Here is a 13,540-nt window from a genome sequence, read left to right as displayed (position 1 = left end):
CTTGTATCTGTTTGAAAGTCTCAATCAACTGATTGAACAATACTTGCCTGAGGACCAGATTAAGCGCCTCAAGCAAGCCTATCTTGTTTCACGTGATGCCCACGAGGGACAGACACGCTCCAGCGGCGAGCCTTACATCACCCATCCTGTTGCAGTGGCCTGTATTCTGGCAGAAATGAAGCTCGATCATGAAACGCTCATGGCCGCGCTTTTGCACGATGTTATTGAAGACACGCCAGCCACCTATCAGGATATGGAACAGCTGTTTGGCAAGAGCGTTGCCGAACTGGTTGAAGGCGTTTCAAAGCTGGATAAGCTGAAATTCCGTGACAAGAAAGAGGCGCAGGCAGAGAACTTCCGCAAGATGATTATGGCAATGGTGCAGGATATCCGTGTCATTCTCATCAAGCTGGCCGACCGTACTCACAACATGCGAACGCTCGGGTCGTTACGTCCCGATAAACGTCGTCGCATCGCGCTCGAAACGCTGGAAATATACAGTCCACTGGCGCACCGCCTGGGTATTCATCACCTAAAAACGGAACTGGAAGAGCTCGGTTTTGAAGCGCTCTATCCCAATCGTTTTCGGGTGATTAAAGAGGTCGTGAAAGCGGCCCGCGGCAACCGTAAAGAGATGATTCAAAAAATCCTCTCTGAAATCGATGGCCGCCTGCAGGAAGCCGGTATCCCCTGCCGGGTCAGTGGGCGCGAAAAGCACCTTTACTCGATCTACCGCAAAATGACGCTGAAAGAGCAGCGTTTTCACTCGATTATGGATATCTATGCCTTTCGCGTGATCGTGAAAGACCTGGATACCTGTTACCGCGTGCTGGGCCAGATGCACAGCTTATACAAGCCGCGTCCTGGTCGCGTCAAAGACTATATCGCTATCCCTAAAGCTAACGGCTATCAATCGCTGCATACTTCCATGATCGGACCGCATGGCGTGCCGGTTGAAGTGCAAATCCGTACCGAAGATATGGATCAGATGGCTGAAATGGGGGTTGCCGCGCACTGGGCCTATAAGCAGGCAGGCGAAAGCGGTACCACGGCGCAAATCCGCGCTCAGCGTTGGCTGCAGAGCCTGCTTGAACTGCAACAGAGCGCTGGCAGTTCATTTGAATTCATCGAAAGCGTGAAATCTGATCTCTTCCCGGATGAGATCTACGTCTTTACGCCAGAAGGCCGTATTGTCGAACTGCCGACAGGCTCCACGCCGGTCGATTTCGCCTACGCGGTACATACCGATATTGGTCATGCTTGTGTAGGCGCACGCGTTGATCGTCAGCCTTATCCACTGTCTCAGACGCTCACCAGCGGCCAAACTATCGAGATCATCACCGCGCCCGGCGCGCGTCCTAACGCCGCCTGGCTCAATTTCGTGGTCAGTTCCAAAGCACGCGCTAAGATCCGTCAGCTGCTGAAAAACCTCAAGCGCGAGGACTCGGTAAACCTGGGACGTCGCCTGCTCAGCCATGCAATGGGCGGCAGTCGTAAACTGGCGGAAGTACCGGCTGAAAACATCAAGCATGAGCTTGATCGCATGAAACTGACGTCACTGGACGATCTGTTAGCGGAAATTGGTCTGGGTAATGCAATGAGCGTGGTCGTGGCCAAGAACCTGCTCCAGACTGACACCAGCACGCTCAGCAATAACAAAAAACAAGGCAAGCTGCCCATCAAAGGTGCAGACGGCGTGCTGATTACCTTTGCGAAATGCTGTCGCCCTATTCCTGGCGATCCCATTGTCGCTCACGTCAGCCCCGGTAAAGGCCTGGTTGTTCACCATGAATCCTGTCGAAATATTCGCGGCTACCAAAAAGAGCCAGAAAAATTCATGCCGGTAGAGTGGGATAAAGTCACCGAACAGGAGTTTGTGGCTGAGATCAAGGTGGATATGTTTAACCACCAGGGTGCACTGGCTAATCTCACGGCAGCCATTAATACTGCCGAATCCAATATCCAGAGTCTGAATACTGAAGAGCGCGATGGCCGCGTTTACAGTGCCTTTATCCGTCTGACGGCACGCGATCGCGTCCACCTGGCGAATATCATGCGTAAGATTCGTGTGATGCCGGATGTGATCAAAGTTCACCGCAACCGTAACTAGTGCATGAATCCTCAACGCTTTGCTCGTATCCAGGAAATGCTGGCCCTGCGCCAGCACGACCTTACCGTCTGCATGGAACAGGTGCATAAACCGCATAACGTTTCCGCTGTCATTCGTACCGCCGACGCGGTGGGGATTCATGAGGTCCATGCCGTATGGCCCAGCCAGCGCATGCGCACCCAGGCGTCGGCATCGGCCGGCAGTAACAGCTGGGTGAACGTGGTAACGCATCCCTCAATCAACGACGCCATTAGCCATCTTAAAACGCAAAACATGCAGATACTGGCGACCAACCTCTCTGCTGACGCCGTGGATTTTCGTGAGATTGATTACACCAAACCCACCTGCATTTTGATGGGGCAGGAAAAAACCGGTATTACTGATGACGCTCTGGCGTTGGCCGATCGTCATATCATTATTCCGATGGTCGGTATGGTTCAGTCACTCAACGTTTCCGTTGCATCTGCCCTGATTCTTTATGAAGCGCAGCGCCAGCGTCAAAATGCCGGCATGTATCAACGTCAGACCAGCCTTTTAGCGCCGCAAGAGCAACAGCGCCTGCTGTTTGAGGGTGGCTATCCCGTGCTGGCCCGCGTGGCAAAGCACAAGCGCATGCCGTATCCTTATATCAATGCTCAGGGCGAGATAGAAGCCGATGAAACCTGGTGGGCAACGATGCAATCTACAGGCAGAAGTAAGAAATGAAAGGCCGTCTGCTGGATGCCATCCCGCTCAGTACCCTGACCGGCGTCGGCGCCAGTCAGGCGGCAAAGCTGGCTAAAATTGGCCTGCATACTGTTCAGGATTTACTGCTTCACCTTCCCCTGCGTTATGAAGATCGTACTCAACTTTATGCCATTAATGACCTGCTACCGGGCATTTGGGCGACTGTTGAAGGCGATGTCCTGCATACCGAGATTACCTTTGGCCGCAGGCGCATGATGGTGTGCCAAATCAGTGACGGCAGCGGCGTGCTGAGCATGCGCTTCTTCAACTTTAATGCCGGGATGAAAAACAGCCTCGCGCCAGGCAGACGCGTCACCGCCTATGGTGAAATAAAACGTGGCCAGCGCGGCGCAGAAATCATTCATCCGGAATACCGTGTACAGGGCGAGCACAGCACCGTGACGCTGGAAGAAACCCTGACGCCCGTTTATCCCACCACTGATGGCATTCGTCAGGCGACGCTGCGCAACCTTACCGACCAGGCGTTAACTCTGCTGGAAAACTGCCCGATTACGGAACTGTTGCCGCAGGCGTTAAGTGGCGGACTGATCAGCCTGCCCGAGGCCTTACATACGCTGCATCGGCCACCGCCAGATGTGAAACTCAGCGAACTTGAAAGCGGGCACCATCCTGCTCAGCGCAGGCTGATTCTGGAAGAACTGCTGGCGCATAACCTGAGTATGTTGGCCGTCAGAGCTGGCGCACAGCGCCATTATGCTCTGCCCATGCCTGCCCGACATACATTGAGTGACCAGTTACTGGCCGCTCTGCCTTTTTCGCCCACTTCTGCCCAAAAACGCGTCGTGGCGGAAATCGAAAAAGACTTAGCGCATGATTATCCCATGTTGCGACTCGTCCAGGGCGACGTGGGGTCGGGTAAAACGCTGGTCGCGGCGCTCGCCGCCCTGAACGTTATTGCTCACGGCAAACAGGTGGCGATGATGGCACCGACAGAGTTGCTGGCCGAACAGCATGCAATCAATTTTCGTCAATGGCTCGCGCCACTGGGTCTGGAAGTCGGCTGGCTGGCAGGTAAACAAAAAGGCAAAGCGCGTCAGGCGCAGCAGGACGCCATCGCGAGCGGTAATGTCGCCATGGTCGTCGGCACACATGCCCTGTTTCAGGAGCAGGTGAAGTTCAACGGGCTGGCGCTGGTGATTATTGATGAGCAACACCGGTTTGGTGTTCATCAGCGGCTCGCGCTTTGGGAAAAGGGGGAGGAGCAGGGTTTTCATCCCCATCAGCTGATCATGACCGCCACTCCCATTCCGCGCACGCTGGCCATGACCGCCTATGCCGATCTGGATACATCAACCATTGACGAATTGCCGCCGGGCAGGACGCCGGTCACGACCGTTGCCATTCCGGACAGCCGTCGCAGTGAGATCATTGAGCGCGTACAAAAGGCCTGTCACGAGGGCCGTCAGGCTTACTGGGTCTGTACATTGATTGAAGAATCAGACCTGCTGGAAGCTCAGGCTGCAGAAGCCACATGGGAAGAACTCAAAGTTGCACTGCCCGATTTACAGGTCGGCCTGGTGCATGGCCGTATGAAACCGGCGGAAAAGCTGGCAGTCATGCAGGCTTTCAAAGCGAACGAGATCCAGCTGTTAATCGCGACTACCGTCATTGAAGTCGGCGTGGACGTGCCAAACGCCAGCCTGATGATTATCGAAAACCCGGAACGGCTTGGGCTGGCTCAGCTGCACCAGCTACGCGGACGCGTCGGGCGGGGTGCGGTTGCCTCTCACTGTGTGCTGCTGTACAAAGCGCCGCTGAGCAAAACGGCGCAGAAGCGTTTGCAGGTGCTACGCGACAGCAACGATGGCTTTGTGATTGCCCAACACGATCTGGAGATTCGGGGGCCGGGTGAACTGTTGGGAACGCGCCAGACCGGTAATGCTGAGTTTAAGGTTGCCGATCTCCTGCGCGATCAGGCCATGATTCCTGAAGTTCAACGCGTCGCACGGCATATCCACCAGCACTATCCTGAACAGGCTCAGGCCCTAATCGAGCGCTGGCTGCCGGAAACCGGCCGCTACAGCAACGCCTGACACTTTTTTTGCCACCGTTAGCAAACGTTTGCTTTTGAGCCGTTGCAGATTACAATCGCCTCACTTTTTTTGGGAACCGTTACAATGTCGACCAATCAGCAGCCAGCCTCCTCATCCGTCAGTAAAAGTGAACTGATCTACCGCCTGGAAGATCGCCCGCCGCTTGCGCAAACCCTGTTTGCAGCCGGTCAGCATTTGCTGGCCATGTTCGTCGCGGTGATTACGCCCGCGTTACTCATCTGCCAGGCATTGGGTTTACCGGCGCAGGACACACAGCACATCATCAGCATGTCCCTGTTTGCCTCTGGCGTAGCCTCAGTGCTGCAAATTAAAACGTGGGGGCCGGTTGGCTCAGGTTTGCTGTCTATTCAGGGCACCAGCTTTAACTTTGTCACACCGCTGATTATGGGTGGGATGGCGCTGAAGAACGGCGGCGCAGATGTGCCCACGATGATGGCGGCGCTGTTTGGAACGCTGATGGTCGCATCCTGCACGGAAATGGTGCTGTCACGGGTGCTGCATCTGGCTCGCCGTATTATCACGCCCCTGGTGTCCGGTATTGTTGTAATGATCATTGGGTTATCGCTTATTCAGGTTGGCCTCACCTCCGTCGGCGGCGGCTTTGCCGCCATGAACGATCACAGTTTCGGCGCACCGAAAAACCTGCTGCTGGCCGGCGTCGTTCTGGTCGTGATTATCCTTCTAAACCGTCAAAAAAACCCTTATCTCCGCGTTGCCTCCCTGGTGATTGCAATGGCGGTCGGCTACCTGCTGGCCTGGGCGATGGATATGCTGCCCTCCATCAGCACACCGACCGATCAGCCGATCGTTGCGTTGCCGACGCCGCTTTATTACGGTCTGGGTTTTGACTGGAATCTGCTCATCCCGCTCATGCTGGTGTTTATGGTGACCTCGCTGGAAACGATTGGTGATATCACCGCAACCTCAGATGTATCGGAACAACCGGTGAGCGGCCCCATTTATATGAAGCGCCTGAAAGGCGGCGTGCTCGCTAACGGCCTGAACTCCTTTGTCTCTGCCCTGTTTAATACCTTTCCTAACTCCTGTTTTGGGCAGAATAACGGCGTTATCCAGCTGACCGGCGTTGCCAGCCGCTATGTTGGTTTTGTTGTGGCGCTGATGCTTATCCTGCTGGGCCTGTTTCCGGCGGTGAGTGGACTGGTGCAGCATATTCCTGAGCCGGTTCTGGGCGGCGCAACAATCGTGATGTTTGGTACCATCGCCGCATCTGGCGTGCGAATTGTCTCCAGAGAGCCGCTCAACCGGCGTGCAATCATGATTATCGCCCTCTCCCTGGCCGCAGGACTTGGCGTGTCACAGCAACCGCTGATTTTACAGTTTGCACCGGACTGGTTGAAAACCTTACTGTCTTCCGGCATTGCCGCAGGGGGCATCACAGCGATTGTGCTTAATCTCGTCTTTCCACCAGAAAAGTCGTCTTAAGGCAGGCTGCGGCCTGTCTGCTATTTATGCTGATTTACATCCAGGCGGTTGAGCTATAACGATAATTCAGGCATAACAACCTTTCAGCGGACTGAACCCGGGAAGGATACGATGAAATTTATAGGAAAGTTTTTCCTTACCTTATTGTTACTACTACTGTTTGCGTTAGTGGTGCTGTATGTACTGCTGCAAACACAGTGGGGCGCGGGCTGGTTTAGCCGTTGGGTGAGCGACAAAACGGAATGGCATCTGTCGCTGAGCAAAATCGAACATAACTTTTCATCACCTACACACATTATTCTGGATGACTTCAGTTTTGGCCATGACGGACAACCGGCCGTGCTGGTCGCCAAACGCGTCGATCTTGGCATCGCCCTGCTGCAGTTCAGCGATCCCTTCCATTTTGCCAGCATAGAGCTCCGTGACGGTGAGGTTAACCTGACCAATCTGGCCAGGAATAGCGCCTTACCCGTGCAGGCCGATCGCCTGCAACTGAACAACATGCGCATCGACAGTCCCGCTTCCGTTTTACCGCTTTTCGCATTGCAGGTGAATGGCGGCATTCTGCCGTGGAAGCCCTTGCCCGACGATGTGCTGGGTAAAGATGCACAGTTCCAGATGAGTGCAGGCAAGATGACGCTCAACAGCGTAGCAGGTGAAAACGTGCTGATTCAGGGCAACGTGTCCCAGGGGCGCATGACGTTTAGCAACATCGGCGCTGATTTAGCCCGGGGCTCGATGACCGGTAACGGAGAGCGCGATGCGCAGGGTAACTGGAAGATCAATCAGCTCCGCCTGAACGATATCCGATTGCAAACCGCCAGTTCACTTGTCGATTTCCTGAAGCCGTTTGAAGAGGTGCCCTCGGTTACGCTGAACCGCGTCGATATTACCGATGCCCGGCTGCAGGGCCCTGACTGGGCGGTAACCGATCTCGATCTGACATTGAAAAATATCAGTTGGAAAGGCCGGGACTGGCAGAGTCAGGATGGCTCACTGGCGATGAACGCAGGCAACTTTATCAATGGCAAATTCGAGCTCAACGATCCCATTATCAATATGGACTTCTCGCCACAGGGGATTGCCCTGACCCAGTTCAGCTCACGCTGGGCTAACGGCGTGATCCGGGCTGACGGTAACTGGTCACGTAATGACAGACGCTTAACACTGAATAACCTGGCCGTCGCGGGCCTGGAATATACGCTGCCACAGAACTGGCGGGCGTTATGGCAGGATACCCTTCCTGACTGGCTGGATGGGATCATCGTGACCCGTTTCACCTCAAACCGCAATTTGATTATCGACATCAATCCTGCGTTTCCTTTCCAGCTTACCTCCCTGGATGGCAATGGTGAGAATCTGCAGTTGGCCCGCCAGCATCAATGGGGGATCTGGTCAGGGAAACTGAGCCTGAATGCAGCGGAATCGACTTTTAACCGCACGGATTTACGCCATCCGTCCATTGCGCTGGAGGCTGACGATCGGCAGATCAAGGTGACGGAACTCAGCGCGTTTAGCGCTAAGGGTTTACTGGAAGGCACGGCAACCGTAGGTCAGCAAACCGACCGCCCAGTTAGCCTTAACCTTACGGGTCGCGGCGTACCCGTCAATGTCTTGCAAAACTGGGGCTGGCCCGCCCTTCCTCTGGAAGGCGACAGCAATTTCCAGCTGCGCCTGAATGCCTCACTGAAGGCCGATCAGCCGCTGGCACCGTCGGTTAACGCCACGCTGTCGGTGAATACAGACAGCCAGCAACTGCAGCAGACCATGCAGGCAGGTCAGGTGAGGTAAAACACACAGGGCCGCAATCGCGGCCCTGTCGTTTAATTGATGCGCGCCCCTGAGCCGCCCTCTTCGAGCGGCCCGTCCGGATCCACAGGCAACACGATATACACCGCTTCAAATACCGCACCACACTCATCATCACCGAATAGCTGCACGTCCAGCTGAACACGGGCTTTGCGCCCCCGAGCCAGGCGATCGAGATCGCCACTCAGTGAGCCAAGGTCGGCAATAGCACCCGGCCTCCCGGTGATCGGACGGCTATAGCGAATATGCGCATCGGCCAGAATAATAGTGCCACCGAGATGGCGCTCACGCAGCAGCAGCCAGATCAGCCCCCAGCCGGTAAGCGTGGCCAGCGAAAACAGGCTTCCGGCAAACAAGGTATGATGCGGGTTTTGATTACCTGTTTCCGGCATGGTGGTAATAAATTTTTGCCCGGTATATTGCAGAATCCGCACACCCATTTTTTCACTCAGGGGGATGTGATCGTACCAGGCCTGCTGTAGCTGCCCGCACCAGTCCGCGCGGTGCAAGATATCATCCAGCGTAACAACCGGCTTGATCATCAGAAAGTGGCGTACCGGCGTGGTCTGTGGGGCGGTAATTTCACCCTGATTGACATATCCGAGCTTGGCAAAGAACGCCACCGCATCCTCACGCGCACTGCACGTCACACGTTTGACGCCTTCCTGACGCGCAACCGACTCCAGCGTCATCGCCACCAGCGTGCCCAGGCCTTTCCCCTGAACGGTTGGGTGTACGGCTAAAAAACGGATTGCCGCCTCATTATCCGCATTGATGTAAAGTCGCCCCACCGCAACAGGTTTACCCTGCTCATCCACTACCATTTGATGATGCGCTAACGCATCCCAGGCATCACGTTCAGAACCCTGAGGTTGATGCAGCGGCTTTCGTAACATTTCCCAGCGGAACTGATAATAGACATCCAGCTCTTCCGCCGTTTGTGGCACACGAAGATGATACATAAAATGTTTCTCTCGGTCTGATGCGGGATGGCGGAGGTTTAGCCGCGCGGTATGCGGCGTCATACCTGTAACCAGAATGTCACCGGTCCGTCGTTGACCAGCGCGACCTGCATATCCGCGGCGAAACGGCCATTCGCGGTCATCACGTCATGGCGACGGCAGCACGCGCTGAAATAGTCATACAGCCGTTCTGCTTCTTGCGGCTCAGCCCCACCGGAAAATGAGGGGCGCATACCCTTTTGCGTATCGGCAGCCAGCGTAAACTGAGACACCACCAACACACTGCCGCCCGCCTGTTTGACGTTCAGGTTCATCTTGCCCTGGTCGTCACTAAAAATACGATAGCCCAGCACGCGCTCCGCCAGCCGCTCGGCGCGCTTGTCATCATCACCTTTTTCAACGCCCAACAGTATTAACAATCCCTGTCCGATTTCACCCACAACAGCGTTATCAATACTGACGCTGGCACGCTGAACGCGTTGAATTAAAGCAATCATCCGTCCTCTCGTTCTTTTTCTCTTTCCTGCCGTTTGAACTGGCGGTAATCATCTAAGGTCACGGTAATTTCCGCACCGAGAAGTACGATACACCACGTCCAGTAAACCCACAGGAATAAAATGGGGATCACCGCCAGCACACCATAAATCAGCTGGTAAGACGGGAACATCGTAACATAGAGCGCAAAACCCTTTTTCCCCAGCTCAAACAACAGTCCGGCGACCAGCGCCCCCGTCAACGCATCACGCGAAGGAACCCGCTGTGTCGGGACAATACTGTATAACAGCCAAAATGACAGCCACGATAAGAGCAGCGGAAAGAAACGCAGCATCTGATCGACCAGGCTGGTTACGCCCGTCACGTTGATCCATTTCAGCGACAGCAGATAAGAGCTGATGGCTAAACTGGCACCCGCCAGCAAGGGCCCGAGCGTTAATATCATCCAGTAAACCGCAAAGGAATAGACCAGCGGCCGCTTTTTGTCGCTGCGCCAAATGGCATTCAGCGCCGAATCCACGGAATGCATCAGCAACAGCGCCGTCACGATCAACCCCACCGCGCCCACGGCCGTCATCCGGTGCACGTTTGCCACAAACTGCTCAAGGTAACGTTGCAGCGTGTTACCCGCCGCGGGCATGAAGTTGGTAAAAATAAAATTCTTAAGCTGTACGCTAATATCAGAGAACACAGGAAACGCAGCAAACAGCGCAAAGACCACCGCAATCAACGGCACCAGCGCCAGTAACGAGACAAAGGCCAGGTTGCCTGCCTGCGTCGTCATGGCATCATTATCAATGCGCTTCCACAGCAGCTTAAGCCACAACCAGAACGCATGAAGCCCGGGGCGAAAATGACGTAACTTCATGGCTTAATGCTGACCTGCAAACCAGTTCGGCACGGTTGTGCTGTCGGTTACCAGCACACTCTTAATACCTAAGGCTCGTGCGCCCTCAATATTTTGCGCGTTGTCATCGAAGAACACGGCCTGATCGGCGCTCACCCCTTCAGCATCTAACACATGCTGGTAGATTCTCGCTTCAGGTTTACGCATGCCCAACTCCTGTGACAGGTAGATCTTGTCAGCCGCCTGCTGTACGTCAGGATATTGCGTTGGCCAGAAGGTACAGTGCAGTGCGTTAGTGTTGGAAAGAATAACCACCCGATGTCCCGCTTGTCTTAGCTGATGCATTACGGCCAGCGTCTCCGGCCGGACACCAACAAAAACCGCCTGCCAGCCTGCCGCGAACTGTTCATAGCTCAGCGCGATATCCAGCTTCTCACACAGGACTTCTGCAAAGGCCTCATCACTGATTTCGCCGCGCTCATGTTGCTCAAAAGCCTCGTCCATTTGGAAGTGACTTTGAAGCGAGGCCAGCGGCACGCGGCTGAGGTCACTCCAGACGCCCAACACGCGGTTAAAGTCGATATCGATTATTACATTGCCCAAATCAAAGATGTACAGCATGGTGCCTCCTTTGGTTCCCTGGATCATTCACTCTAGCGGTAAAAACGCGGCCTGAACAGGCAGTCCGGACGAGAAAAATATAAACCTTAACTTAAGGTACGACAGGACAAAGTGGGAAGGGTACAGAGAAGAAGTTACAGGCTGGTTTAGGCTGGATTTAACTGTGCTGGCAGGCACACAGGCAAAAAAAAAGCCCCGATAAACGGGGCCTTTTTGTGACGCGATTATGCGTCTTTACCGCCACGTGAAGCACGCTTACGGTCATTCTCGGTCAGGTGACGTTTACGGATACGCACTGACTGAGGGGTAACTTCGACCAGTTCGTCGTCATCGATGAACTCAATGGCCTGTTCCAGCGTCATTTTCTGCGGTGGAACCAGCGTGGTGGCTTCATCAGTTCCTGATGCACGCATGTTGGTCAGCTTCTTACCGGTCAGGCAGTTTACAGTCAGGTCGTTAGAACGGCTGTGAATACCGATGATCTGGCCTTCATAGACTTCCGCACCGTGACCCAGGAACAACTTGCCGCGATCCTGCAGACCAAACAGGGCGAACGCAACGGCTTTACCCTGGCCGTTAGAGATCAGGACGCCGTTCTGACGCTGGCCCACTTCGCCCGGACGAATATCATCGTAGTGGCTGAAGGTGGAGTACAGCAGACCGGTACCTGAGGTCATGGTCATAAATTCGTTACGGAAACCGATCAGACCACGGCTTGGGATCACGTAGTCAAGACGTACGCGGCCCTTGCCATCTGGATCCATGTTTTTCAGGTCGCCTTTACGCTCGCCCATGGCTTGCATGACTGAACCCTGATGCGTTTCTTCGATATCCAGCGTCACGTTCTCGAAAGGCTCTTGCTTACGGCCTTCGAACTCGCGGAAGATAACTTTCGGACGGGATACCGCCAGTTCGAAACCTTCACGACGCATGTTCTCGATCAGAACAGACAGGTGCAGCTCGCCACGGCCCGATACGCGGAACGCGTCAGCATCTTCGGTTTCTTCAACACGCAGTGCTACGTTGTGAACCAGTTCTTTGTTCAGACGCTCAAGGATCTGACGAGACGTCACGTACTTACCTTCTTTACCGCAGAACGGAGAGGTGTTGACGTTAAAGAACATGGTAACCGTTGGCTCATCCACGCTCAGTGCCGGCAGCGCCTGCACGTTTTGTGGATCACAAATGGTGTCAGAAATGTTCAGCTCGCCCAGACCGGTAATCGCAATGATATCGCCTGCTTCTGCCAGGTCGCTGTCAATACGCTCCAGACCCAGGTGAGTCAGGACTTTACCGACTTTACCGTTGCGGGTTTTACCTTCGCTATCAATGATAGTGACTTGCTGGTTAGGCTTCACTTTACCGCGCTTGATGCGGCCGATACCGATCACGCCCAGGTAGTTGTTGTAGTCCAGCTGAGAGATTTGCATCTGCAGCGGGGCATCCGCTTCAACCTGTGGAGGCGATACATGGTCGACAATAGCCTGATACAGCGGGGTCATGTCGTCAGCCATGTCTGTGTGCTCAAGACCGGCAATACCATTCAGCGCCGAGGCGAAAATGATCGGGAAGTCGAGCTGCTCGTCAGTCGCATCCAGGTTAACGAACAGGTCAAATACCTGATCAACAACCCAATCAGGACGCGCGCCAGGACGGTCAACTTTGTTGATAACCACAATCGGCTTCAAACCATGCGCGAACGCTTTTTTGGTGACGAAGCGGGTTTGCGGCATAGGGCCATCCATCGCATCTACAACCAACAGTACCGAATCCACCATAGACATTACGCGTTCAACTTCACCACCGAAGTCGGCGTGTCCTGGGGTATCAACGATGTTGATACGGTAGTCGTTCCATTTAATGGCGGTATTTTTTGCGAGGATGGTAATCCCACGCTCTTTCTCCAAATCATTGGAGTCCATCACGCGCTCGGTGGCTTCAGTACGGGCATCGAAAGTACCGGACTGTTGCAGCAGTTTATCAACCAGGGTGGTCTTTCCATGGTCAACGTGCGCGATGATGGCGATGTTACGCAAATTTTCGATCACAGCTTTTTTGCCTCAGGCATTAGAAATAACGCGGTATTGTACACGGATTAAGCGGGAGACTGAACACGATCACACTTTTCACTGAAAGTTTATTGCATTGTCGCAAAATCGCACTAATAGGCGTGCAAAATTTGCACTGCATCGATGTTTTGCACCAAAAAAGTGCTCACTTTCAACCCAATCGCACACAAACAGTGCAATGCAACTATCATGGTGCATGACCTTTATGACAAAAAGGTGCATGACAGCGCGATTTTGTGCAAAGAAATAAAGTTGGCACAGAATTCGCTTTGTATTATCCAGATGAAAACGATGTAAGACAACGGTTACAGAGCTGGTCAGGATCAGATTCAGGAAAGACAGTTCACAGTCGTCTATTCCGTAACCCGGTTCTCGCCATGTAG

10 protein-coding genes are annotated in these 13,540 nt (G+C 54.1%); 5 read left to right on the top strand and 5 right to left on the bottom strand.

All coding sequences use genetic code 11. The features are described 5' to 3' along the window. The first annotated feature begins 1 nt into the window (after nucleotide 1). The 5 genes from spoT (at nucleotide 2) to GKC68_RS01070 (ending at nucleotide 8,145) form a co-directional block, all read left to right on the top strand. A complete protein-coding gene (gene spoT, locus GKC68_RS01090; RefSeq protein ID WP_028722041.1) occupies nucleotides 2-2,110 on the top strand; it encodes a bifunctional GTP diphosphokinase/guanosine-3',5'-bis pyrophosphate 3'-pyrophosphohydrolase in 2,109 nt (702 codons plus the stop codon). A gap of 3 nt (nucleotides 2,111-2,113) precedes the next feature. Beyond that, on the top strand, nucleotides 2,114-2,815 hold the full coding sequence (gene trmH / locus GKC68_RS01085) for a tRNA (guanosine(18)-2'-O)-methyltransferase TrmH (RefSeq protein WP_028722040.1): 702 nt from the start codon (nucleotides 2,114-2,116) through the stop codon (nucleotides 2,813-2,815). Then, a complete protein-coding gene (gene recG, locus GKC68_RS01080; protein ID WP_047714060.1) occupies nucleotides 2,812-4,890 on the top strand; it encodes an ATP-dependent DNA helicase RecG in 2,079 nt (692 codons plus the stop codon). The genes trmH and recG overlap by 4 nt, the downstream gene beginning before the upstream one ends. A gap of 84 nt (nucleotides 4,891-4,974) precedes the next feature. Then, nucleotides 4,975-6,354, top strand: a complete 1,380-nt coding sequence (locus GKC68_RS01075) for a uracil-xanthine permease family protein (RefSeq protein ID WP_110146223.1) — start codon at nucleotides 4,975-4,977, stop codon at nucleotides 6,352-6,354. Between the two features lie 111 nt (nucleotides 6,355-6,465). After that, complete coding sequence (locus tag GKC68_RS01070; protein WP_028722037.1) at nucleotides 6,466-8,145, top strand: AsmA family protein; 1,680 nt, start codon at nucleotides 6,466-6,468, stop codon at nucleotides 8,143-8,145. Nucleotides 8,146-8,177: 32 nt separating this feature from the next. On the opposite strand, the gene fabY is transcribed toward GKC68_RS01070, so the two are convergent. From fabY to typA, 5 genes are all read right to left on the bottom strand, one after another. Next, nucleotides 8,178-9,125: a fatty acid biosynthesis protein FabY gene (gene fabY, locus GKC68_RS01065; protein WP_028722036.1), complete on the bottom strand. Its 948-nt coding sequence runs from the start codon at nucleotides 9,123-9,125 to the stop codon at nucleotides 8,178-8,180. Nucleotides 9,126-9,184: 59 nt separating this feature from the next. Further along, nucleotides 9,185-9,622, bottom strand: coding sequence for a D-aminoacyl-tRNA deacylase (gene dtd / locus GKC68_RS01060; protein ID WP_013027777.1), 438 nt, complete (start codon nucleotides 9,620-9,622; stop codon nucleotides 9,185-9,187). Then, nucleotides 9,619-10,488 (bottom strand): virulence factor BrkB family protein, encoded by an 870-nt coding sequence (locus GKC68_RS01055; protein ID WP_013027778.1) that lies wholly within the window; start codon nucleotides 10,486-10,488, stop codon nucleotides 9,619-9,621. Before GKC68_RS01055 ends, dtd begins: the two co-directional genes overlap by 4 nt. Nucleotides 10,489-10,491: 3 nt before the next feature. Further along, nucleotides 10,492-11,088 (bottom strand): glucose-1-phosphatase, encoded by a 597-nt coding sequence (yihX, locus tag GKC68_RS01050; protein WP_028722035.1) that lies wholly within the window; start codon nucleotides 11,086-11,088, stop codon nucleotides 10,492-10,494. A gap of 224 nt (nucleotides 11,089-11,312) precedes the next feature. Beyond that, nucleotides 11,313-13,136, bottom strand: coding sequence for a ribosome-dependent GTPase TypA (gene typA, locus GKC68_RS01045; protein ID WP_028722034.1), 1,824 nt, complete (start codon nucleotides 13,134-13,136; stop codon nucleotides 11,313-11,315). Between the last annotated feature and the right edge of the window lie 404 nt (nucleotides 13,137-13,540).

It is taken from the genome of Pantoea sp. RSPAM1 (genome assembly GCF_038816185.1).
GTDB lineage: Bacteria > Pseudomonadota > Gammaproteobacteria > Enterobacterales > Enterobacteriaceae > Pantoea > Pantoea ananatis.
This window is presented reverse-complemented; position numbering and strand designations above follow the sequence as displayed.